This window comes from Mycobacterium sp. E2479 (genome assembly GCF_001667925.1).
GTDB lineage: Bacteria > Actinomycetota > Actinomycetes > Mycobacteriales > Mycobacteriaceae > Mycobacterium.
The window spans coordinates 15,720-37,812 of record NZ_LZJR01000006.1; the positions used below are offsets into that span (position 1 = coordinate 15,720).

A 22,093-nucleotide genomic window follows, 5' to 3' on the forward strand; every position below is an offset into this window, starting at 1 on the left:
CGGTCATTATCCCGTTCCGTCGGTCCGAATCGGGTTAGGTGCCAGCGGCAAGGTGGGTTCCAGAGAGCCAAAAACCAGTGGGCTGGTCCGAAGAACCGAACCAGCCCACCGTGACGTATGTCGATTTCCTAGACGGTACTGACTCCTACTGCCTGGGGTCCCTTGGCGCCTTGCTCAACATCGAACTGGACACGCTGATTTTCATCCAGCGAGCGATAGCCGTTTCCCTGGATCTCGGAGTAGTGGACGAAGAGGTCCTTCGTGCCGTCGTCAGGGGTGATGAAGCCGAAGCCCTTTTCACCGTTGAACCATTTCACAGTTCCCTGTGCCATTTACTTACTTCTCTCATTCAATGCGGATGTACCAAACACATCCATGCCGGCTCAGGGTAGCACGAGGCCGAACATATTTTGAAAACAGTTGCCCGGCTTGCTAATTCACTTGGCAGCGAATCTGCACACGTGGCCACGGCTGCAACCGGCGGAACCGGTGCGCCCAGCCTGTGCCGGGGCGGCCGTCTCGGATGCAAAAAGCGCGCTAAGGCAGCATCTCACCTGAGTACGGCAGGCACGGCGTTGGCTGCATGTAGGGTGGAGAGCAGCCGCGCTCTAGCGGTCCCCGCGAATCGCGAACGAAACACCAATGAGCCAGCCGTGCGACTCTCGTCCGCAGCCAACAACGCACATCGGCCGACTCTTCATTTCGGAAGGACTACCCGATGGACCAATCGAACCTGTTTTCCCATCCCGAGGCACCGAAGTATCTCGCTTCGGGCGAAACCTCTGCGAAGCCGGTTGAGCACCCGGCGTTCTCCGATCGGCCCGACACCGGGGCCGTCGGTTCTACCAATCAACGTCGCCGATAGGCATTGACGTGGACGTCAAGAAGCTTTGGCGTACCTGCGGACCAATTCGCCTTCTCCGAACGTACTGGTTCGCTGCTGACCGTTATCGTCTCGACTGAAAAATGTCCACTGCCCCGGACCGCTCTGCGGACCACTGATCATCTTGACCGTCAGACGCAGTTCTGTGGGATGCCGCGTGCCGATGATGTCACCGACCCGGATCTGCGATGGGTGGGTCTCGATCGCGTCGCACCAGTTCATTATTGCCATGTAATCCGTCCTCGCGGTTGCCCACCACCCTACCCGTCATCTTGCTCTCTGGCGCAGATGGCAACCGTCGTCTCTCATCCCTTGCACTACAAGGGATTTGTTGCGCTTGGCAATGACAATGCTCATCTGTTGGGCGAATTCTCCAGGACGCGATCGAGCAAGCCGCACCGAGCTTGCGCGCTTCGCTGGCAACCTGCCCGCACGGGTGGGCCGGTGGTGGCGTAGCGTCGAAGGTGAGCCGTTCGTTGTCAGCGGTGGTCGACCGCGCGACCGGCGCGGACGACACCCACGGGCAATGTGATTCCTCCGTTGGTCCCGCGTCCGCGGGCCCCACGACGCCGAGCGCGAAGGAAGCGCCCATGGGTTATGCAACCCCGGCCACTACACGACACCAAAAGATTTCGATGGCGTTTGCGAACGGCTGCGCCGCCGCGATCAGGCGCGCGGACCACGGGCTGGGGGATCTGCGATGAGCTTCGCGGTCAGGACCCGACGCCAATCCACTCCCATCCGCGTATCGGTGGCTCGCGAACTCGGCCGGGATATCGACGGCGCCTGGTGGCCGCGCGCAGATCGCATCACCAATGAATTGCCCGAGCTTGTTGCGGTCCTGACTCCTCTGCTCGGAGACGTCACATCCATCAACGTCAATTGGTCGTCGCTGCAACGACCACCCGATCTCAACTGGCCGGGATGGGAAGGCAAACGCCAGCACCTGATGACGGTCAGCGGCGCACAGGCTCGCGCTAACCTGCTCGTCGTCTCGTACGCGACCCACAGCGCGTTGGCCCTCATGGTGCTGCGCTGCGCTGCAAACCTGCCCATCGAGAGCGCCGACCGCGCCAAACCCGCATTCATACTCGCGGAGTCGATCCTGCGCGCCGCACAACAACAATGTGAACGTGCCTCCCGCTGCTAGCTGACGAAGATCGGCGCGCCTCATGAGGGGCCCAAGCCGCCGGTGGATCCCTCACGGCCAGTTGGGGCCTTGATATCGAGGCGTCCGGTGACCCGACATTGGCGACGCGACACGTGAATCGCCGGACGGCGCCGTTCCAACATCGTCTCTTCCTGCGGTGCACTCGCGCACGTGAGACGCTAGTGGTGCGGTACGGACTGGCGATGTGCTGCCTCGGCGTCGGAAATGCCGCTGAGCGAGCCGCTGGCCGCGATCGAGGCCTGATTACCTGGCGATCGGGAGGGGCAGATGAGACGAGAGGTCGCCGCTGAACTCGAGGTCGACATCACCGCGGCGACGACCTTGGAGTTCCAGATCGCGGTCGCACCGCATCCCAATGCCGAGGTATCCGAGTCGTTGTCATTCGTGTTAGACGGAATGCCACTGCAGCCGTTGGAGATCAGTGGTGTGCACGGTAACCGGATCCACAAGTTGGACGTTCCGGTAGGCAACCTCAGGGTCGACTACGCCGCGACGATCGTGGGCCAAACCGATCCCGCACCGGTGACCGAGTATGACCTGTCGATGTACCTTCGTCCGAGCCGCTACGCCGAGTCTGACAAGTTCTTCGGCTTCGCCGCAACCGAATTCGGGAACTACCTCGATTCGACGGCTCTGCTGGAGAGGGTTTCGCTTTGGGTCGGCAGCCGGCTGAACTATGTACCAGGCTCCAGTGATCCCATCGATGGAGCGGTGGATACATTGCTCGCCGGTGCCGGCGTCTGTCGAGACTTCGCGCATCTTGTGGTGGCGCTGTTACGGGCCGTCAATGTGCCCGCCCGTGTTGTTTCGGTGTATGCACCCGGCTTGTACCCAATGGACTTTCATGCGGTAGCCGAGGCGTTCGTCGAGGGGAACTGGCGAGTGGTCGACGGCACGCTGCTGGCGCCGAGACAAACCCTGGTGCGCATCGCCACCGGACGCGACGCCGCAGACACCGCTTTCCTCGACAACCACAACGGCGCGATCACACTGGACAAATTGGTGGTGACGGCGGTGGTCGACGGCGACCTGCCCAGGGACTCGATCGACCAGCTGGCATCGATCAGGTGAAGCCGGCCGGGCCCAACGGGTTTGACCTGACGGCCAAATCCGACCCATAGCCATAGGCAAAAAAGACCCAAAATCATTGGAATCATGGCGCCCTTGACAATTCGCGACCTACGACACGGCTGCGCAGCCGGGCCGAGGCTTCCGGCGCTGACCCCCGCTACGTTCCCAAAGCCACGCACTCCACGCCGGCTACGCCGCGAATCTTACAGCGATCTTTACTCCGGTGGGCTCGACTACGTCGCAACCGACCTTGACCGGCTCAACAGTGCTGTCACCGCGGCCGTGCGGATCCTTGGTGGCCAGGGGCGGGATCGAACCGCCGACCTTCCGCTTTTCAGGCGGACGCTCGTACCGACTGAGCTACCTGGCCGGAGGGCAGCGAGTGCCTCGCCGCGCTTGGCGACCCTGACGGGACTCGAACCCGCGACCTCCGCCGTGACAGGGCGGCGCGCTAACCAACTGCGCCACAGGGCCTTGCTGCTGCTCCGCGTCACCGCGTCGCGTACCCCCAACGGGATTCGAACCCGTGCTACCGCCGTGAAAGGGCGGCGTCCTAGGCCACTAGACGATGGGGGCCAGAACCGAATCACTCCGGGGTACTCGCAACGTGGTTTCGTTGGGAGCCACGTCAGCTTAGGTCACCGTGTGCCCAATCCTCAAACGAGCCTCGTTTTGGGTCCAAGTATCCTGAATCTTCGCAGCCCCTATAGCTCAGTTGGTAGAGCTACGGACTTTTAATCCGCAGGTCCCAGGTTCGAGCCCTGGTGGGGGCACCGCAACGCGCCAGCCCCGCTCGGCGCACGGCTCATCGCCCGAGCACCGCCCTGCTGTAAGTGATGTCGGCGAAGGCCGCGGCGACGTCGTCGTCGGCGTAAACGAATCCATTGGCCGCGTGCAACTCCGCAACGGTGGTGGACGTAGTCTGCCAGCCACGCTGGCCCAGGTGGTCGACGATGTGGCTGCGCTGGCCGTGGTAGACGAGGTCGTTGAAGTCGATCTCGAACCCGAGTTCGCTCATCCGGTCGTGATGGGCGCGCCATCGCGGGTCGCCGAAAACGGCAGTGTCGGGCACGAATTCGAAGGCAAGGCGGCTGCCGGAGACACTCAACGTCGTGATGTTGTCGAACAGCGCGTCTTGAGCCTCGTCGGGCAGGTAGACCACCAGGCCCTCGGCGCTCCATGCCGAAGGGGCCTGTCGATCGAATCCGGCCGCCTGCAGCGCCGAGGCCCAATCGTCGCGCAGGTCGATGGCGACGGTGCGCCGCTCGGCGGTGGGCTCGGCTCCCAGGTCGCCCAACGTCAGGGTCTTGAAGTCGATCACCTCTGGCATGTCGACCTCGTAGACGACCGTCCCCGCCGGCCAGGGCAGCCGATAGGCGCGGGAATCGAGGCCCGACGCGAGGATCACCACCTGGCCGATGCCACTATGGGTCGCGTCCAGAAAGAACCGGTCGTAGAACCGGGTTCGGCAGGCCATCCCCCGCGCCATGCGCTGCGGATCGAATTCGGTGTTCGCGCCGGCCGCGATTTCGCCGTTCACCAGCCGGACGTAGACGTCGATCCCGACTGCCCGCACCAGCGGAGCGGCATACGGGTCGTCGATCAACTTCGCGTCGGAAGACAGTGCCCGCTGGGCGGCCACCATTGTCGCCGTCGCGCCGACGCTCGTCGCAAGGTCCCAACGATCACGTTCGGTGCGCGCCACGGTGCCCCCTTGAAGCGGGTCAAAAAACATAGACAATCTAGTTAGTATCGCAAGGTCGCATCCCAACGGCGGGACTAGTCTCCGACTTGTCTGCTTTCTGTTCTACGCCGGAGGGCCCGATGACCGATTTCGCGCAGCGGACGATCGACCTGGCTCGCCGCAACGTGACCGAGGGCGGCCGCCCCTTCGCGACAGTGATCGTCCAAGCTGGCGCGGTGCTGGCCGAGAGCGCCAACAAGGTGGCCCAGACGAACGATCCCACCGCGCACGCGGAGATCCTGGCGATCCGCGAGGCCTGCATGAAGCTGGGGACCGAGCACCTTGTCGACGCCACCGTCTACGTGCTGGCGCACCCGTGCCCGATGTGCCTGGGCTCGCTGTACTACTGCTCACCCAAGGAAGTCGTCTTCCTGACCACCCGGGACAGCTACGAGCGGTACTACCTGGATGACCGCAAGTACTTCGAGTTGTCCACGTTCTATGACGAATTCGCGAAGGGATGGGACCTGCGACGCCTGCCCATGCGCTACGCCCCTAGGGAGGACGCCGTGGAGGTCTATCGGCTATGGAACGAGCGCAACGGCGGCCGCAGGTCGACGGTCGTTCCGTCTGCCTGAGTGTTTTGCGACGGGGACCGGCTTTCGCTAGTATTTGCGTATGCATGCAGATAACAGCGAAGGCCGGCTGCCCGACGACCAGGCCAGTCTGGTGGTCGAGGTGTTCCGGATGCTGGCCGATGCCACGCGCGTGCAGGTGCTCTGGTCGTTGACGGACCGCGAGATGGCGGTCAACGAACTCGCCGAGCACGTGGGCAAACCGGCCCCGTCGGTTTCCCAGCACCTCGCGAAGTTGCGGATGGCGCGGCTGGTTCGCACCCGCCGGGAGGGCACGACGATCTTCTACAGCCTGGAGAACGATCACGTCCGCCAACTCGTCATCGACGCGGTCTTCAACGCCGAGCACGCCGGGCCCGGTGTGCCCGGTCACCATCGCGGGGACAGCGGGCTCAAGGCCGTCGGCCAGTCATCCGGCCCGCCGAAGCGGCAGCGCGACGCGCTGAGCGAGCAATAGCCACAAGGCATTTCAAAGGAGAAAACAGCAATGAGCGAAGAGCACACCCACGACGCGCCACACGCGCACGAACACCAGCACGGCGACGTGACGCATGCCCACGCGCACACGACCCACGAGCACGACCATGTTGAGCACGAGCACTCCCATGCCCACGAGGACGGAACCGAACACAACCATCAGCACGTGCACCAGGCGGGCCTGGAAGAAGTTCACGGTCACCCGCACGCATAGCGCGAGCGGACCCTCGAGGGCTTAGGAGACCATCGGGCAGTAGTGCTTGGGGTTGCCGCGCTCCTCTTCGGGCGGAAGGTTGCGCGCCGGGGTTTGCACCAGTGGCGTATCGAGTGGGATCCGCCCGCTGGCGCGGTCCAAGCCGGCCCGGGCCCGAGGGTGCTTACGGAATCTGGGGGGCAGCAGGGCAAAGACACCACGGACGAGGTCGCCGAAGCGCCGGTGCAGCCACTCGTCGCGGCGTGACCAGCGGTAGCCCATCAGCTCCCGCACCGGTGGGTCGTACAGGCCTACCGTCACCCAGACAAAGAACGGTGCCAACAGTTTGCGTTGCGCGGCCCACAACCAGTCCGGAATCCACTGCGCGAATGGAGGTTTCGGCAGCTCGGTCAGATCGAGCACGGCGCGGGCCGCCCAGTTGTTCTCCAGCACGTTGCGGCACATGTGGTCCCAGTAGGCCTGGAATTCCTCCCAGGATCCCGGCACCGGGCGCATGCTCATGCCGTACATCCGGTACCACTCGACGTGTTCGTCGAACAACTGCCGCTTCTGCTCCTCGGTGATCCCGCCGCAGAATCGTTCGGCCACGTGAATGGTGCCCATGAAGAAGGTGGAATGCGCCCAGTAGAAGACGTCGGGGTTCAAGGCGTGGTAGCGCCGGCCCTGTTCGTCGACCCCCTTGATGTCGGTGTGGTAATCGCGGACCTCGGCACCGGTGCTCGGGGCGCGATCCCCGTCGAACACGACCCCCCCGATGGGGTACAACGAGCGCAGCAGACGCGGCCAGCGCTCGCGGAAGAACGTGGAGTGATCGATGACCGCCGCGCCCAGCTGAGGGTGCATGTTCTGCATCGAACCCGCCCAGGGACCCTGCAGCATGCCCCGCCAATCCCCGAAGTACCGCCAGGTCAGCGAATCGGGCCCCAACGGTGCGGGCGGTGCGTCGTATCCCGTCGCCGAGACCGGACAGCCACCGGCGAGACCGTCGGATGCGTCGGCCGACGCGGCCGAAACCGACTGCTCAGCGGCGCAGGCGACATCGCTACCTGCGACGTCGCTGGTCACGGAGGGCGATGCGGACGTATCTTGAGTCACTATCAGGTCCCTGCAGGTATCGTGGAATTTTGACTACAACCGTTGTCAATCTAGAGCTTAGGAGCGATGTGCAGACGGGTCAACGACGGGGGCGCTGGACCGGCGTCCCCTTGGAGAGTCGACTCGCGCTCCGCCGGGACAACCTCATCAGCGCCGGCGTGCAGTTGCTCGGCAGTGCCGGGGGGCCCGCGCTGACCGTGCGCGCGGTCTGCCGTGAGGCCGCGCTGACCGAACGCTACTTCTACGAAAGCTTCGCCGACCGTGACGAATTCGTGCGCGCGGTCTACGACGATGTCTGCACGCGCGCCATGAACGCGCTGACGTCGGCGACGACGCCGCGCGAGGCGGTCGAGCGATTCGTCGAGCTGATGGTCGACGACCCGGTCCGCGGAAGGGTGCTGTTGCTGGCGCCGGCGGTGGAGCCCGTTCTGATCCGCTCGGGCGTGGAGTGGATGCCCAATTTCATCGATCTGCTGCAACACAAGCTGTCCCGGATCGGCGATGCGGTACTGCAGAAGATGATCGCCACCAGCCTGATCGGCGGGTTGTCGAGCCTATTCACCGCCTACCTGCACGGGCAGCTCGGCGCGACTCGCAAACAATTCATCGATTACTGCATCAACATGCTGCACATCACGGCCGCGCCGTACGTGCCGGCCGGCGAGCTCGGCAAGTCGCAGTAACGCGCGTTTTCAATCGCGCTTCATCCGCAAGCCGTGCAGGTGGACAACCGGTGCAAAAACGTCACCTGGCGCGCCGACGAGGAACTTGATGCTACCCGGGTACACAGATATATTGACTGCTACCCATCGACACAGATAACTGGAGGACCGATGTCAGCTGAGCTGACTAACCTACAGCTGCTGCACGAGCTCGAGCCGTCAGTCGAGAAGTACCTGAATCGGCACGAGAGCATGCACAAGAACTGGAACCCGCACGACTACATCCCCTGGTCGGACGGCAAGAACTTCTACGCGCTCGGTGGGCAGGATTGGGAGCCCGGTCAGTCCCAGCTCTCGGACGTCGCCCAGGTGGCGATGGTGCAGAACCTGATGACCGAGGACAACCTGCCGTCCTATCACCGCGAGATCGCGATGAACTTCGGCCTGGATGACGCGTGGGGGCAGTGGGTCAACCGCTGGACCGCTGAGGAGAACCGGCACGGTATCGCGCTGCGCGATTACCTGGTGGTGACCCGCGCGGTCGACCCCGTCGAATTGGAGAAACTGCGCATCGAGGTGGTGAACCGCGGCTTCAGCCCGGGCCAGAACCGTCAGGTTCGAGCCGATCTGTTCGCCGAGAGCCTGTTCGACTCGGTCATCTATGTGACGTTCCAGGAACTGGCGACCCGGATTTCGCACCGCAACACCGGCAAGGCCTGCAACGAGACGATCGCCGACCAGTTACTGGCCAAGATCTCGGCCGACGAGAACCTGCACATGATTTTCTACCGGGATGTCAGCGATGCCGGGTTCGCGATCGCGCCCAACCAGGCGATGAAGTCGCTGCACAAGGTCCTGCGCAACTTCCAGATGCCGGGCTACCAGGTGCCCGAGTTCCGCCGGAAGGCCGTCGTCATCGCCGTGGGCGGCGTGTACGACCCGCGCATCCACCTCGACGATGTGGTCATGCCGGTGCTGAAGAAATGGCGCATCTTCGAGCGTGAGGACTTCACCGGTGAGGCGGCTGCCATGCGCGACGACCTCGCGCTGCTGATCAAGGAACTCGAGCAGACTTGCGAGAAGTTCGAGATTTCCAAGCAGCGTCAGCTCGAGCGGGAAGCCCGCACGGGCAAAAGGACCACCGCGCTCGAGCTACACCAGACCGCGGGCACGCTGACCATGAGCCGGCGGTAGCCAAGCGGTGCGCATCGGTTCCATCGCGCTCGCCAGCCCGGTGGTCCTGGCACCGATGGCGGGTGTGACAAACGTCGCATTCCGGACGCTGTGCCGCGAGCTTGAGCAAGCCAGGGTAGGCACCGTCAGCGGGCTCTATGTCTGCGAAATGGTCACGGCGCGTGCGCTTGTCGAGCGTCATCCGGCCACTCTGCACATGACGACGTTCGCCTCCGACGAGTCACCCCGCTCGCTGCAGCTCTACACCGTCGACCCCGCGACCACGTACGAGGCCGCCAAGATGATCGCCGACGAGGGGTTGGCCGATCACATCGACATGAATTTCGGCTGCCCGGTGCCCAAGGTGACCAAGCGCGGCGGCGGTTCGGCGCTGCCGTACAAACGGCGACTGTTCGGTCAGATCGTCGCCGCGGCGGTGCGGGGCACCGAGGGCACTCAGATCCCGGTGACCGTTAAGTTCCGGGTCGGGATCGACGACGAGCACCACACTCACCTCGACGCCGGCCGCATCGCCGAAGCCGAAGGGGCCGCTGCCGTCGCGCTGCATGCCCGGACGGCCGCGCAGCGCTACTCCGGCACCGCCGACTGGGACCAGATCGCTCGGCTCAAACAGCAGGTGCAGACGATCCCGGTGCTGGGCAACGGCGACATCTATGACGCCAGCGACGCGCTGACGATGATGGCCAGCACCGGATGCGACGGCGTCGTCATCGGCCGCGGCTGCCTGGGCCGGCCCTGGTTGTTCGCCGAGCTGTCGGCCGCCTTCACCGGCACCCCGCCGCCCACGCCCCCGACGCTCGGCGAGGTCGCCGACGTCGTCCGGCGCCACGGGCAGCTGCTGGCCGCGCACTTCGGCGAGGACAAGGGCATGCGCGACATCCGCAAACACATCGGCTGGTACCTGCACGGCTTTCCGGCCGGCTCCGAGCTGCGCCGCGCGCTGGCGATGGTCAAGACGCTCGATGAGCTGGACTTTCTGCTCGACCGGTTGGACGGCTCCGTGCCGTTCCCCGACGAGGCGACGGGCCCGCGCGGCAGGCAGGGTTCACCGGCCCGGGTGATCCTGCCGGAAGGCTGGCTGATCGACCCGGACGATTGCACCGTGCCTGCAGGCGCCGACGTCATGCACTCCGGGGGATGAGCCGACCGCGAGGAATCGCGTCCGGGCCGATAACTCAGTACGATGTGGGCTTTGTTGCATGCGCCTGGGTGGCGGATCGGTTCCGTGGCCCCCAGGCCAGGGTGACGAAACTGGTTGGCACCAGCCGTAGCGGCCGCAACGCGGCACTGCGCTGACATTACGCACGGACACGCTGACGTCTGCATCAGAGCTTCGGAGGCCGGTACGACATGAGTGACGCCGAGAACGACGCCACTCGCAACGGTCGGCATGGACCGGGCTGGGCGCATACCTATCCACTCACCGCGCACCAGGCGCCGTCGGGCGCGGCTCCCTGGGAGCGATTCTTCCGACCCCCGGCCGACGACAACCTGCACCGCTGGCAGCCGGAGGCCACGATCGAACCCGTCGAGTCGCGCGAGGACGACGTCGAACGGGGCGGATCCCACGCCGGCGGCGGCGTCAGCGTCGCCGATCTGATCGCCAAGATCGGTGTCCCCAGCCGGCCGGTCCATCATCGTGCCGTTCCGGAGGACCCGGAGATCGAGCCGACCCGCGCCGAGCCGGCCCTGCCGATCGAGCTGCAGAAAACGCAGGTGATCGACGACCTCGCCTACTCATCGGACGCCGCCGCCGAGCTTCGGGCCCTCGAGGCCGCCGATTACCCGAACGACGACGACCTGGAAGACCCAGCTCCGCAGGTCAGCGCCGAGGAACCCAAACGCCGGCGCCGACCATTGCTGGTGGCCGCGCGTTCGACAGCGGCCCTGGCCGCCGTACTGGCCCTGGCCATGACCGGCGGGGCCTGGCAATGGAGCACGTCGAAAAACGCCCGGCTGAATACGATCAGCGCGCTCGATCAGAATTCCAGCGACATCCGCGACCCGGGTGGACAGTACGGCGACGAGGACTTCCTGATCGTCGGCCTCGATTCGCGCCTGGGCGACAACGCCAACATGGGTGCCGGAACCACCGACGACGCCGACGGAGAGCGCTCGGACACGGTCATGCTGGTCAACATTCCGGCCAACCGTAAGCGCGTAGTGGCGGTGTCGTTCCCCCGCGACCTGGCGATCACCCCGATGCAATGCGAAGCGTGGAACCCGGAAACGGGTAAGTACGGGCCCCTCTACGACCCGAAGACCAAGACCTATGGCCCGAAGATGATCTACACCGAGACCAAACTGAACTCGGCGTTCGCCTTCGGCGGTCCGAAGTGTCTGGTGAAGGAAATCCAGAAGCTGTCCGGCTTGAGCATCAACCGCTTCATCGCCGTCGACTTCTCCGGCTTCGCGAAAATGGTCGACGCCCTCGGCGGCGTTGAGGTCTGCTCGAGCACGCCGCTGCACGACTACGAGTTAGGCACCGTCCTCGAACACGGTGGGCGACAGGTCCTCGACGGCTCCACCGCCCTGAACTACGTGCGGGCACGCCAGGTCACCACCGAGGTCAACGGCGATTACGGCAGGATCAAGCGCCAGCAACTGTTCTTGTCGTCGCTGCTGCGCTCGTTGATCTCCGCAGACACACTCCTGGACCTCAACAAGCTCAACAACGTCGTCAACATGTTCATCAGCGACACGGTCGTCGACAACGTGCGGTCCAAAGACCTGGTCCAACTCGGTCAGTCGTTGCAGGGCATGGTGGCCGGACACGTCACATTCGTCACCGTGCCGACCGGCGTGACCGATCAGAACGGCGACGAGCCGCCACGGATGGACGACATGCGGGCGCTGTTCGACGCCGTGATCAACGACGATCCGCTGCCCGAGGAAAACGACCACAACGCGCAGAATTTGAGTACTTCTGGAACGAAGGGCCCGTCCAAGGCGCCCACCACCAAGAAATCACCGGCACCGGCGCCGGAGGCGCAACCCGAGCAGATCACCACGACCTCGCCAAGCGGTGTGACGGTGCGGGTTTCCAACGCGACCACGCAAAGCGGTCTGGCGGCCACCGCGAGCACCCAGCTCAAGCACGACGGCTTCAACGTGATGTCACCCGACGATTATCCGAGCTCGGTCAACGCGACGACGGTGCTGTTCTCGCCGGGCAACGAAGAGGCCGCCGCCACCGTCGCATCCTCGTTCGCCAACGCGAAAGTCCAGCGGGTTTCCGGCTACGGACAGGTCGTTCAGGTTGTTTTGGGTCCCGACTTCAAGTCGGTATCCGCACCCTCGCCGAGCGGCTCTTCGATGAGCCTGCAAATCGAACGCGGCTCGAGCAACGCGCCGGCCAAGCTCCCCGAAGACCTATCCGTCACCAACGCGGCCGACACCACCTGCGAGTGAGCGCTTTTGACGGCGCTCCGCCGCCCGTTTCGGGCGGCGAGACCGTACCCTGGTGATATGCGGACCGCCTACCACGAGCAACTCTCGGAGTTGTCCGAGCGCCTCGGCGAGATGTGCGGCTTGGCAGGAATCGCTATGGAGCGGGCCACCCAGGCTCTGTTGCAAGCCGACTTGGTGCTAGCCGAACAAGTCATCTCCGATCACGAAGCCATCGCCGTGCTGAGCGCGCGCGCCGAGGAAAGCGCCTTCGTACTACTGGCTTTACAGGCCCCGGTGGCCGGCGATCTGAGGGCGATTGTGAGCGCGATCCAGATGGTGGCGGACATCGACCGGATGGGTGCGTTGGCACTGCACGTCGCCAAGATCGCCCGTCGACGGCATCCCCAGCACGCCTTACCCGAAGAGGTCAATGGCTATTTCGCCGAAATGGGCAGCATCGCGGTCGAATTGGGCAACAGCGCCCAGGAGGTGGTGCTGTCGCGAGACCCGGAGAAGGCCGCCCGGATTCGCGAAGAAGATGACGCGATGGACGATCTGCACCGGCATTTGTTCTCGGTGCTGATGGACCGTGAATGGAAGCACGGCGTCGCGGCGGCCGTCGACGTGACGTTGCTGGGCCGGTTCTACGAGCGTTTTGCCGACCACGCCGTCGAAGTGGCCCGGCGAGTCATCTTCCAGGCGACCGGCAGACTTCCCGAGGAAGAGGCGAAACCCCCGTCGCGGTAAGCGAAACGGCGTCGGACTAGTTCAATTGCCCGACTCCTCACACCTCGGTACACGAGCTGCTTCGTCGTCGGGCTAGCCGAATCGGCCGGAGATGTAGTCTTCGGTCGCCTTCTGGTTCGGGTTGGAAAAGATCTTCTCGGTGTCGTCGACTTCGATCAGCCGCCCCGGTTTTCCGACGGCTTCCAGGTTGAAGAACGCCGTGTAGTCGCTGACCCGCGCCGCCTGCTGCATGTTGTGGGTGACGATGACGATGGTGTAGTCCTGCTTCAATTCGCTGATCAGCTCCTCGATCGCCATCGTCGAGATCGGGTCGAGCGCCGAACACGGTTCGTCCATCAGCAGCACATCGGGTTGCACCGCGATGGCGCGCGCGATGCACAGGCGCTGCTGCTGGCCGCCGGACAATCCGCCGCCGGGCCGGTCCAACCGGTTCTTGACCTCATCCCACAGGTTCGCCCCGCGCAGCGAATACTCGGCCGTCTCATCGAGCACTTTGCGGTTGCGCACCCCCTGCAGTCTCAGGCCGGCCACCACGTTGTCGCGAATCGACATGGCGGGGAACGGGTTCGGCCGCTGGAACACCATCCCGATGGCCCGGCGGACGCCGACCGGGTCGACTCCGGGGCCATAGATGTCTTCGTCGTCGAGGAGCACGCTGCCCTCGACTCGTCCGCCCGGCACCACCTCGTGCATCCGGTTGAGCGTGCGCAGCACCGTCGTTTTGCCGCAGCCCGACGGCCCGATGAACGCTGTCACGCTGCGGGGCAGAACCGACAGCGTCACATCCGAGACCGCGTGAAACGATCCGTAGTAGATGTTGACGCTCTTGAGGTCCAACCGTTTGGCCACTTAGTGCTCCTGCCTATGACTTCCTGGTGCCCAGAAACCTTGCCATCGCTCGGGCCGCGATGTTGATGATGGCGATCACCAGGATGAGGGTCAACGCGGCACCCCACAGCCGATCCGTGGGGATGGGGTTGAGGCTCGCGCCGGCTGTCGTCTGGTTGAACATCATGCCGGGCAACGTCCCCATGAACCCGCTGAAGATATCGAAGTTTATCGATTGTTCGTAACCGACCAGGATCAGCAGCGGCGCCGTCTCGCCCATCACTCTGGCCATCGCCAGCAGTATCCCGGTGACGATGCCGGACAGTCCGGTTGGAATGACCACCCGGGCAATGGTTTTCCACTTGGTGATGCCCAGCGCGTAACTGGCCTCGCGAAGGTCCACCGGGACGATTCGCAGCATCTCCTCGGTGGCGCGCACGATCACCGGAAGCATCAGCAAGACCAGCGCCAGCGACACCGCGAACTGCGAGCGGGGAAGTCCCAGCATGGCAACGCACAACGCGTAGATGAACAGTGCCGCAACGATCGACGGCACACCGGTCAGGATGTCCACCATGAACGACGCCAATCTCCCCAGCGCGGTGCCGCCGCCGTACTCGACCAGATAGATCGCGACCATCAGCCCCAGTGGGACGGAGATGAGGGCACACACCAATCCCTGCAGCACGGTGCCGATCAACGCGTGGTAGGCGCCGCCCCCGGTCACGAACGCCGTCATTCCCGCTTGCGAGTGCGTCCACCACACTGTTGACGCGACCGCCTTGAAACCCTTGACGGCCACCGACCACAAAACCATCACCAGTGGGGTCACCGCGACCAGTAGCGACAGTGAAACCAGCAGGGCCGCAATGAAGTTCGAGGTACGACGGCGCCAACTAACCGGCGAGAACGTCCGCGGCTTGAGCGGCCGGTCCAACATCGAGGTCATCGGGCCCCCTTTCGCGCCGCCCCGGCGACGGTGCCCCGTGCCAGAGCGTCGACCAGGAACGTGAGCACGAAGAGCGTCAGGCCCGCGGCGATGTACGCGCCGGCCTTGTATCGGTCATCGAATTCGGCCGCGGCGCCGGCGATCTTGGTCGCAAAGGTGGAGCCGCCATCGAACAGTGACCACCCGAACGCTGCCTGGGTGCCCCGCAGAATGATCAACAGCGCCACCGTCTCGCCCAGGGCGCGGCCCAGCCCCAACATCGATCCGCTGATATAACCGGACCGCCCGAACGGCAGCGTGACCGTCTTGACCACTTCCCACCGCGTGGCACCGAGCGCCAGCAAGGCCTCGATCTGGTCTTGCGGTGTCTGGACGAACACTTCGCGCGTTACTGCGGTGATGATCGGCAGGATCATCACCGCCAAGACGACCCCACCGGTGAAGATGGTTCCCCCGCCCGCCGGTGAGGCATTGCCGTTGGCGAACAGAAAACACCAGCCCAGTGAGCGATTGAGCCATGTGGCGACCGGGCGCAGTTGCGGCGCCAACACGTACAGACCCCACGCTCCATAGATGATCGAGGGCACCGCGGCCAGCAGGTCGACCGAGTACGCCAGCGGCGTGGCGACCCGTCGCGGCGCGTATTGAGTGATGAAGATGGCCACCCCCAGCGCGACCGGCATGGCCAAGACGAGCGCGAACAGCGATACGAACAGGGTGACCGGCACCAGGCTGGCGATACCGAAGTGCATCGCCGAGGTGTCCGTGGTGACCCAAACACCGCCGTAGCTGAAAAAGTTCTCCCGATTCCGGTGCAGCGCCGGTATCGCGCGTCCGAGCAGGAACGCCGCGATCGCGGCGATGACCACGATGATGAGCACGCCCGAGGACTGTGCGAGCCAGCGGAAAATTCGGTCCGCCACGTGGGGACGCCCCTGTCCCCAAGGGCTGATGGGTGCGGCCTGCCTCTCCGGAAACGGCGCGGCGACAACCGCGCCCGAACCCGCGTCGATGGGATTCGGCGTTGTCACTGTGATCCCGTCACAGGTCTGCTGTCACTCCTTGACACCCGGCGCACTTGATTACTGCAGCGCATTGATGGCCGTAATCAGTCGTTCCCTGACCTTATCGGGCAGCGGTACGTACCCGGCCTTTCCAAGTTCGCCCTGCGCGCTGCTGGCGGAGACGGCGAGGAACGATTTGACGGCCGCGGAGGTCTGGGGGTCGTACCCCTTTGAGCACACGATCTCATAGGTGACCAGCAACAACGGGTAAACGTGCGCTTCCTCGGAGCCGTACATGGCGTTGAGGTCGAGCACCAGGTCATTGCCTTCGCCCAAAAATTTGGCCGCGTTGACGGCGTTCCCGGCCGTTTCGCTGGTCAGCGGGATGACGCCACCGCGGGTCGCGATCTTCGCGTACGGCATGCGGGCCTGGTCGGCGAAGCCCTTCTCGACGTATCCGATGGAGCCCGGGGTGGCGCGCACCGCCTGGATGACGCCGGCCGACTTCGCGGCTCCCTCACCGACACCGCCCTGGAACTCGGTGCCGACTCCTTTGGACCAGCTCTGGGGCGCGGCCGCGGTGAGGTATTTCTGGACGTTATCGGTGGTTCCCGACGAGTCGGTCCGGTAGATCGGCGCGATCTTGGAGTCGGGCAGCGGCGTACCCGGGTTCAGCGCCGCCAGGATCGGGTCGTTCCAGGTGGTGATCCTGCCGGTGAAAATCTTGGCCAGCGCGTCACTGTTGATCACCAGGGACGGGTTTCCGGGCAGGTTGTAGACGATCCCGATGGGGCCGAAGACCAGGGGCAGGTCCCACGCCGGGTTCCCGTCACAGCGTTTGGCGGCGGGCCCGATCTGGTCGGCGACCAGAGGAGAGTCCGCACCCGCGAAATCGACGTGCCCGGCGATGAACTGCTCACGGCCGGCGCCGGATCCGGTCGGGTTGTAAGCCAGGCCCTTTCCCGGGCAGTACTGGCCCCACACCTGGTTGAACACCGTGATCGCGTTCTCTTGCGCGGTCGAGCCCTCCGCCGTCAGCTTGTCCTTGCCCCCGCACCCGGCAGTTCCGGCGACGCCGGAGCTGGGCCCTGCGGTCCCGCGGCCGTTCTCATCGCTTCCGCAGGCGGTCAGTGCTCCGGCAACGAGCGCCGTAACCAGCGCCGCGGCGGCCAGCGCCCTGCCCTGCCTATCGAGCCTCACCGATCTCGCTTTCCTGACACGTTCCGGACGCATGTGGTAGCCGCTGCCATCCCTCGTGAGGTTGCCAAGTGCCGGCGAAAATATGCGCCGCGGCAACGTCTCGGTGGCCAGGACCAGATTAACGATCTGGATAGGTGCCCCTCGTACCCGCGGTCAGTTGGCCCCGGGAACGACCGCGTATGCGGTGTCGACGCTGTAAGTGGTGAACCCGAGGCGCTGGTAGGTGCGCACCGCGGCGACGTTGTCCGATTCCACGTAGAGCATCACGGTGGGTTCGGGGGCGTCGGCCAGGCGACGCCCCAACCAGTCGATGCCGACGGAGGTCAGCGCCTGCCCGAGGCCGCGGCCCTGCGCCGAAGGATCGACACCCAGCACGTACACCTCGCCCAGGCCTGGCCGATCCAGATGCACCTTGGTCCAGTGGAACCCCAGCAGGGTGCCGGCCTGGTCGCTGCCCGAGTCGCCGAAAGCCAGGAACAGCCCCGCCGGGTCGAACCACGGTTCGTTGCGGCGCTCCCCCAGCTCGACGTCCGTCCAGCCGCCCTGTTCGGGGTGGTAGGCGAACGCGGCATTGTTGACCCGCAGCAGCTCGGCGTCGTCGTCGGCACCCGAGTAGGTGCGGATCTGCACCCCGGGCACCTCCGGCACGGTGTCGGGCAGATCGCGCAGCGAGCGTCGCATCTGCATCAGTTCCCGCACTGGGGTCAGGCCCAGCGCGGACGCGGTCGCACGGGCCGGTTCAAGCGTGCCATGCGCCCAAAACCGATTGCCCGCACCGGTTTTCATCAACGCGGCCCGTGCCAGTGTCGACCCGATGCCGCGCCGCCGCGCCTGCGGATGCACCACGAGCTCGGCCATCGAAGTCTCGCCGTCGCGCGGCGGACTCAGATTGAGGTAACCGACGATCGCGCCACCGGCCGTCGTGGCCCCCGACGCGGCACTCGTGATCAGCAGATGCTCGGTGCGGTCGTGCCCGAGCTCCCGCAGCACCTGCTCTCCAACTGGGGCGACCCCGTCGGATTCGGTTGCCGCACTGACAAGTTCGCGTACGCCCCGCTGCTCCTCGACGGTCAGGCTGCGGCGCCAGTCAGGCGACGTCACTGCGTGTGCAACGGATCGACCAACGGATCTTGGACGTCCTGCGATTCGGATCCGGCGCCGTCGGCGTCATCGGTCTCGGCGGTCGGCGTACGGCCGCGCGCGGGACGGACGGCCTTATAACCCACGTTGCGTACGGTACCGATCAGCGCCTCGTACTCGGGACCGAGTTTGGCCCGCAGCCGACGCACGTGCACGTCGACGGTGCGGGTGCCGCCGAAGAAGTCATAACCCCATACCTCGTGCAGCAGCTGCGCGCGCGTGAATACCCGCCCGGCGTGCTGGGCCAGATATTTGAGCAACTCGAATTCCTTGTAGGTGAGGTCCAGGGGGCGGCCCCGCAGCCGGGCGGTGTAGGTGCCTTCATCGATCACCAACTCGCCCAGGCTGACCTTGCCGGCGCTCTCCTGGTCCGCGAGTCCGCCGCGGCGGCCGATCACCAACCGCAGCCGCGCGTCGACCTCGGCGGGCCCCGTCGTGGGCAACAAAATCTCGTCCAGACCCCAGTCCGAGCTGACGGCCACCAGCCCACCCTCGCTCACCACGGCGAGCACGGGGCCCGACCGGCCCGCGGTGCTCAACAGGCGGCATAGTCCGCGGGCCGACGACAAATCGGTCCGCGCGTCAACGATCACCGCATCCGCGGTCCCGGCCTCGAGCAACGAAGCGGGTTCTGGCGGCGCCGTCCGGACCGTATGCGGAAGCAGGGACAACGACGGCAAGACCGGGTCGGGATGAAGCTCCGAGGTCAGCAGCAGTAGTTCCAACTAGCCCCTCCAGCTCGGGGGAACGGCTTCTCCCAAATTGACAACGCCGTTAAGCGTTAGTTACCAGGTCATCTAACGATAACGTGTCACCTGGTTTTTTCGCGTGGCAGGACGAGGCACTGTGATCCCCACCACCAGTGATCCGGCGGCGAGGGATTCTGAGGCGTTGCGCCACAATATGCGGGTGCGCAAGGTGCTGATTGCTGTGACCGCGACCGCGATCCTGGTTGCGGTGGTAGCCCTGGGCGCCATCAGCTTCGATTACGGGACCAGCATTTATGCCGAATACCGACTGTCGTCCAGCGTTCGTAAAGCGACCAAGCTGGGCACCGACCCCTTCGTGGCCATCGTGGCGTTTCCCTTCCTCCCGCAAGCGATGCGCGGTAACTACAGCCAGGTGGAGATCAAGGCCAACGCCGTCGACCACGCGATGACCGGCAAGGCCACCCTGGAAGCCACGATGTACTCGGTGGACCTGGCCCAGGCGTCGTGGCTGATCAGCCCGGACGCGAAGCTCGGGGTGGGCAAACTGGAGAGCCGGATCATTGTCGATTCGACGCATCTGGGCCGGTTCCTGGGCATCAGCGACCTGATGGTCGAGGCGCCGCCCAAGGAAACGAACACCTCGACCGGCGGTGTCACCGCATCGGGTATCTCGGATAACCACGGGCTGGTGTTCACCGGGACCCCCAAATCGGCGGGCTTCGATCGAAGAGTCAGCGTCTCGGTCGACCTGTCCATCGCCCCGGATGACCCAGCGACGTTGGTGTTCACCCCGACCGGCGTGCTCACCGGGTCCGACACCGCCGACCAGACGGTGCCGGCGGACAAATACGACGCGGTGCTGCACGCCTTCAGCGGAAGGCTGCCCAACCAGCGCCTGCCCTTCGGTGTCGCGCCAACCACCGAGGGAGCCCGGGGATCCGACGTCATCATCGAGGGCATCACCCATGGACTAACCGTGACCCTCGAGGGGTTTAAGCAATCATGACTCGCGCCGACAACAATGCAGAGCGAAGCGATGGGGAGCAGTGGCGCTGATGACCGTAGTCGTCGTGACCGTTGCGGTGCTCGCCGTGGCAACCCTCGCCGGGTGGTTGTTGACGCGGCGATCCGGACGAATCCGGGAAATCTCATCCGCGCCGCAGGAGGACGCCGGCGCCGACATCGCGGCCCTGGGGCTTTCCCGGACCGGACCGACGGTGGTGCATTTCAGCGCGCCGTGGTGTGGGCCTTGCGATCGGGTCCGCCGGGTCGTCGAGCAGGTCTGCGACGACCTGAGGGAGGTGGCTCACGTCGAGGTCGATCTGGACGCAAATCCGCAGACCGCACGCCGGTATTCGGTGCTGTCCCTGCCCACCACGTTGATCTTCGACGTCGACGGCCGGCAGCGATACCGCGCCTCCGGGGTGCCCAACGTGGCCGACCTGCGCTCCGCACTGAAACCGCTGTTGGCTTGACCGCGGTGTCATTGGGTAAGCTGACCGTCGTGTCAGCCCGCCTCGAGCCCATGCTCACCCAGCGTCGCGCAGTTGAACTGTGCCGCACCGCGGGCTGTTGTTGTTGCTGTTGCTGCTGAGTAGCCGCGCTTTCGCGTAGCACTCGGAGCGGCCCGGGATCCAGACCGTGGCACGTCTCCATTCGTCGTTTCCGCCGGCAACACAGGTATCCAGGAGCAGTTCCTTGCCAAGCAACACCACCACCACGCAGCCCGACCTGGTCGACGTGCGCGGACCGCGATTCGCTGCCTGGGTCACCACCGCAGTCTTGGTACTGGCGCTGGTCGTGTCCGCGACCAGTCCCCTGATTGCCGCGGTGATCCTGGCCGCCCAGGCCGTCATCTTCGCGATCGGCGCGGTCGGCGGACCGCGTAATCATCCGTACGGCCGGATCTTCGCCACGCTCGTCGCACCGCGGCTGGGCCCGGTGCAGGATCGCGAGCCGACCGCACCGCTGAAGTTCGCTCAACTCGTCGGCCTGATCTTCGCGGCGCTGGGAACCGTCGGATTCGCGACCGGCGCGGTCGTGGTCGGCGTCGTCGCCACCGCGGCGGCCCTGGCGGCCGCGTTTCTCAACGCAGCCTTCGCCATCTGCCTGGGCTGCCAGCTCTATCCGCTGGTGGCCCGTTTCCGACGCCGCACGCGTCCGACCTGACCTGCTGTAACAAAAGCGATTGAAAGGATCCACTCCATGGCACGCTCCGACGTCCTGGTCTCCACCGACTGGGCTGAGAGCAATCTCGACGCCTCTGGCGTCGTCTTCGTCGAAGTAGACGAAGACACCAGCGCTTACGACGCCGGCCACATCCCCGGCGCGATCAGGCTGGACTGGCGCTCCGATTTGCAGGACCCGGTCAAACGCGACTTCGTCGACGCCCAGCAGTTCTCCAAACTGCTCAGCGAGCGGGGCATTTCCAACGACGACACCGTGATCCTCTACGGCGGGAACAACAACTGGTTCGCCGCGTACGCCTACTGGTACTTCAAGCTGTACGGCCATGACGACGTCAAGCTGCTCGACGGCGGCCGCAAGAAATGGGAGCTGGACGGGCGCGCGCTGTCCAGCGAGACCGTCACCAGACCGGCGACGTCGTACACCGCCGCCGCGCCGGACAACAGCATCCGGGCATTTCGCGACGAAGTCATTTCGGCCATCAACGTCAAGAACCTGGTTGACGTGCGCTCCCCCGATGAGTTCTCGGGCAAGATCCTGGCGCCCGCGCACCTCCCGCAGGAGCAAAGCCAGCGGCCCGGTCACATCCCCGGCGCCATCAACGTGCCGTGGAGCAAGGCCGCGAACGAGGACGGCACCTTCAAGTCCGACGAAGAGCTGGCCAAGCTCTACGCCGGTGCCGGCCTGGACGGCAGTAAGGAAACGATCGCGTACTGCCGCATCGGTGAGCGGTCGTCGCACACCTGGTTCGTTCTTTATGAATTACTCGGGCATCGGAATGTGAAGAACTACGACGGCAGTTGGACGGAATACGGCTCCCTGGTGGGTGCCCCGATCGAGTTGGGAAGCTGA

At 65.0% G+C, this 22,093-nt stretch carries 25 protein-coding genes and 4 tRNA genes; 16 read left to right on the forward strand and 13 right to left on the reverse strand.

Annotated elements, in window-relative coordinates:
- Positions 1 to 128 precede the first annotated feature (128 nt).
- Positions 129 to 332, reverse strand: a complete 204-nt coding sequence (locus A5686_RS00575; RefSeq protein ID WP_067929832.1) for a cold-shock protein — start codon at positions 330 to 332, stop codon at positions 129 to 131.
- Positions 333 to 880: 548 nt separating this feature from the next.
- Positions 881 to 1,114: a hypothetical protein gene (locus A5686_RS00580; RefSeq protein WP_067929833.1), complete on the reverse strand. Its 234-nt coding sequence runs from the start codon at positions 1,112 to 1,114 to the stop codon at positions 881 to 883.
- Positions 1,115 to 1,583: 469 nt separating this feature from the next.
- On the opposite strand from A5686_RS00580, the gene A5686_RS00585 reads away from it, so the two are divergent.
- Together A5686_RS00585 and A5686_RS00590 are read left to right on the forward strand one after the other, a co-directional pair.
- Positions 1,584 to 2,033, forward strand: a complete 450-nt coding sequence (locus A5686_RS00585; RefSeq protein WP_067929834.1) for a DUF5994 family protein — start codon at positions 1,584 to 1,586, stop codon at positions 2,031 to 2,033.
- 288 nt (positions 2,034 to 2,321) lie between these two features.
- A complete protein-coding gene (locus A5686_RS00590; protein WP_067929835.1) occupies positions 2,322 to 3,125 on the forward strand; it encodes a transglutaminase family protein in 804 nt (267 codons plus the stop codon).
- Between the two features lie 293 nt (positions 3,126 to 3,418).
- Here the strand turns inward: A5686_RS00590 and A5686_RS00595 are convergent.
- The 3 genes from A5686_RS00595 to A5686_RS00605 all read right to left on the reverse strand — a co-directional run bounded on the left by A5686_RS00595 (position 3,419) and on the right by A5686_RS00605 (position 3,701).
- Positions 3,419 to 3,495: transfer RNA gene (locus A5686_RS00595), tRNA-Phe, on the reverse strand.
- Between the two features lie 27 nt (positions 3,496 to 3,522).
- Positions 3,523 to 3,599: transfer RNA gene (locus A5686_RS00600), tRNA-Asp, on the reverse strand.
- Between the two features lie 29 nt (positions 3,600 to 3,628).
- Positions 3,629 to 3,701 (reverse strand) — tRNA-Glu (locus tag A5686_RS00605).
- A 124-nt stretch (positions 3,702 to 3,825) separates the two neighbouring features.
- Between A5686_RS00605 and A5686_RS00610 the strand changes: the two genes are divergently transcribed.
- Positions 3,826 to 3,898 (forward strand) — tRNA-Lys (locus A5686_RS00610).
- A 32-nt stretch (positions 3,899 to 3,930) separates the two neighbouring features.
- Here A5686_RS00610 and A5686_RS00615 read toward each other — a convergent pair.
- Positions 3,931 to 4,830, reverse strand: a complete 900-nt coding sequence (locus A5686_RS00615; RefSeq protein ID WP_067929897.1) for a class I SAM-dependent methyltransferase — start codon at positions 4,828 to 4,830, stop codon at positions 3,931 to 3,933.
- Between the two features lie 119 nt (positions 4,831 to 4,949).
- Here A5686_RS00615 and A5686_RS00620 point away from each other — a divergent pair, with 119 nt between their 5' ends.
- The 3 genes from A5686_RS00620 to A5686_RS26250 are packed head-to-tail and all read left to right on the forward strand — an operon-like array spanning position 4,950 to position 6,135.
- The gene (locus A5686_RS00620; protein ID WP_067929836.1) at positions 4,950 to 5,447 is read left to right on the forward strand and encodes a nucleoside deaminase; all 498 of its coding nucleotides are present in this window, start codon (positions 4,950 to 4,952) and stop codon (positions 5,445 to 5,447) included.
- A gap of 40 nt (positions 5,448 to 5,487) precedes the next feature.
- Positions 5,488 to 5,901, forward strand: coding sequence for a metalloregulator ArsR/SmtB family transcription factor (locus tag A5686_RS00625; RefSeq protein ID WP_156749879.1), 414 nt, complete (start codon positions 5,488 to 5,490; stop codon positions 5,899 to 5,901).
- A gap of 30 nt (positions 5,902 to 5,931) precedes the next feature.
- Positions 5,932 to 6,135 carry a zinc transporter Slc39a7 gene (locus A5686_RS26250; protein ID WP_082947399.1) on the forward strand — a complete coding sequence of 68 codons (204 nt, stop codon included), beginning with the start codon at positions 5,932 to 5,934 and terminating at the stop codon, positions 6,133 to 6,135.
- 21 nt (positions 6,136 to 6,156) lie between these two features.
- Here the strand turns inward: A5686_RS26250 and A5686_RS00635 are convergent, their stop codons facing one another.
- Positions 6,157 to 7,230 carry an oxygenase MpaB family protein gene (locus tag A5686_RS00635; RefSeq protein ID WP_067929837.1) on the reverse strand — a complete coding sequence of 358 codons (1,074 nt, stop codon included), beginning with the start codon at positions 7,228 to 7,230 and terminating at the stop codon, positions 6,157 to 6,159.
- Positions 7,231 to 7,298: 68 nt separating this feature from the next.
- On the opposite strand from A5686_RS00635, the gene A5686_RS00640 reads away from it, so the two are divergent.
- From A5686_RS00640 to phoU, 5 genes are all read left to right on the forward strand, one after another.
- The gene (locus A5686_RS00640) at positions 7,299 to 7,913 is read left to right on the forward strand and encodes a TetR/AcrR family transcriptional regulator (RefSeq protein ID WP_156749880.1); all 615 of its coding nucleotides are present in this window, start codon (positions 7,299 to 7,301) and stop codon (positions 7,911 to 7,913) included.
- 150 nt (positions 7,914 to 8,063) lie between these two features.
- Positions 8,064 to 9,086 carry an acyl-ACP desaturase gene (locus A5686_RS00645; protein WP_067929838.1) on the forward strand — a complete coding sequence of 341 codons (1,023 nt, stop codon included), beginning with the start codon at positions 8,064 to 8,066 and terminating at the stop codon, positions 9,084 to 9,086.
- A gap of 7 nt (positions 9,087 to 9,093) precedes the next feature.
- Positions 9,094 to 10,227 carry a tRNA dihydrouridine synthase DusB gene (gene dusB / locus A5686_RS00650; protein ID WP_067929839.1) on the forward strand — a complete coding sequence of 378 codons (1,134 nt, stop codon included), beginning with the start codon at positions 9,094 to 9,096 and terminating at the stop codon, positions 10,225 to 10,227.
- Between the two features lie 209 nt (positions 10,228 to 10,436).
- Positions 10,437 to 12,497: an LCP family protein gene (locus tag A5686_RS00655; RefSeq protein ID WP_067929840.1), complete on the forward strand. Its 2,061-nt coding sequence runs from the start codon at positions 10,437 to 10,439 to the stop codon at positions 12,495 to 12,497.
- Between the two features lie 57 nt (positions 12,498 to 12,554).
- Complete coding sequence (gene phoU / locus A5686_RS00660) at positions 12,555 to 13,223, forward strand: phosphate signaling complex protein PhoU (RefSeq protein WP_067929841.1); 669 nt, start codon at positions 12,555 to 12,557, stop codon at positions 13,221 to 13,223.
- Positions 13,224 to 13,295: 72 nt separating this feature from the next.
- On the opposite strand, the gene pstB is transcribed toward phoU, so the two are convergent.
- The 6 genes from pstB to A5686_RS00690 all read right to left on the reverse strand — a co-directional run bounded on the left by pstB (position 13,296) and on the right by A5686_RS00690 (position 19,069).
- Positions 13,296 to 14,072: a phosphate ABC transporter ATP-binding protein PstB gene (pstB, locus tag A5686_RS00665; RefSeq protein WP_067929842.1), complete on the reverse strand. Its 777-nt coding sequence runs from the start codon at positions 14,070 to 14,072 to the stop codon at positions 13,296 to 13,298.
- A gap of 13 nt (positions 14,073 to 14,085) precedes the next feature.
- Positions 14,086 to 15,000 carry a phosphate ABC transporter permease PstA gene (gene pstA, locus A5686_RS00670; RefSeq protein WP_067929843.1) on the reverse strand — a complete coding sequence of 305 codons (915 nt, stop codon included), beginning with the start codon at positions 14,998 to 15,000 and terminating at the stop codon, positions 14,086 to 14,088.
- Complete coding sequence (gene pstC, locus A5686_RS00675; RefSeq protein ID WP_369829659.1) at positions 14,997 to 16,031, reverse strand: phosphate ABC transporter permease subunit PstC; 1,035 nt, start codon at positions 16,029 to 16,031, stop codon at positions 14,997 to 14,999. The genes pstA and pstC overlap by 4 nt, the downstream gene beginning before the upstream one ends.
- A gap of 51 nt (positions 16,032 to 16,082) precedes the next feature.
- Positions 16,083 to 17,204, reverse strand: a complete 1,122-nt coding sequence (gene pstS, locus A5686_RS00680) for a phosphate ABC transporter substrate-binding protein PstS (protein ID WP_067929845.1) — start codon at positions 17,202 to 17,204, stop codon at positions 16,083 to 16,085.
- 153 nt (positions 17,205 to 17,357) lie between these two features.
- Entirely contained in the window at positions 17,358 to 18,305 is a 948-nt protein-coding gene (gene mshD / locus A5686_RS00685) for a mycothiol synthase (RefSeq protein ID WP_067929846.1), read from the reverse strand.
- A complete protein-coding gene (locus A5686_RS00690) occupies positions 18,302 to 19,069 on the reverse strand; it encodes a response regulator transcription factor (RefSeq protein WP_067929847.1) in 768 nt (255 codons plus the stop codon). The genes mshD and A5686_RS00690 overlap by 4 nt, the downstream gene beginning before the upstream one ends.
- A gap of 178 nt (positions 19,070 to 19,247) precedes the next feature.
- Here A5686_RS00690 and lmeA point away from each other — a divergent pair, with 178 nt between their 5' ends.
- The 5 genes from lmeA (at position 19,248) to A5686_RS00710 (ending at position 22,093) form a co-directional block, all read left to right on the forward strand.
- Complete coding sequence (gene lmeA, locus A5686_RS00695; protein ID WP_067929848.1) at positions 19,248 to 20,060, forward strand: mannan chain length control protein LmeA; 813 nt, start codon at positions 19,248 to 19,250, stop codon at positions 20,058 to 20,060.
- Between the two features lie 49 nt (positions 20,061 to 20,109).
- A complete protein-coding gene (locus tag A5686_RS00700) occupies positions 20,110 to 20,529 on the forward strand; it encodes a thioredoxin family protein (RefSeq protein WP_082947402.1) in 420 nt (139 codons plus the stop codon).
- A gap of 29 nt (positions 20,530 to 20,558) precedes the next feature.
- A complete protein-coding gene (locus A5686_RS28290; RefSeq protein ID WP_369332967.1) occupies positions 20,559 to 20,648 on the forward strand; it encodes an Ms5788A family Cys-rich leader peptide in 90 nt (29 codons plus the stop codon).
- Positions 20,649 to 20,752: 104 nt separating this feature from the next.
- A complete protein-coding gene (locus tag A5686_RS00705; RefSeq protein ID WP_067929849.1) occupies positions 20,753 to 21,223 on the forward strand; it encodes a DUF4395 domain-containing protein in 471 nt (156 codons plus the stop codon).
- Positions 21,224 to 21,259: 36 nt separating this feature from the next.
- Entirely contained in the window at positions 21,260 to 22,093 is an 834-nt protein-coding gene (locus A5686_RS00710; protein ID WP_067929850.1) for a sulfurtransferase, read from the forward strand.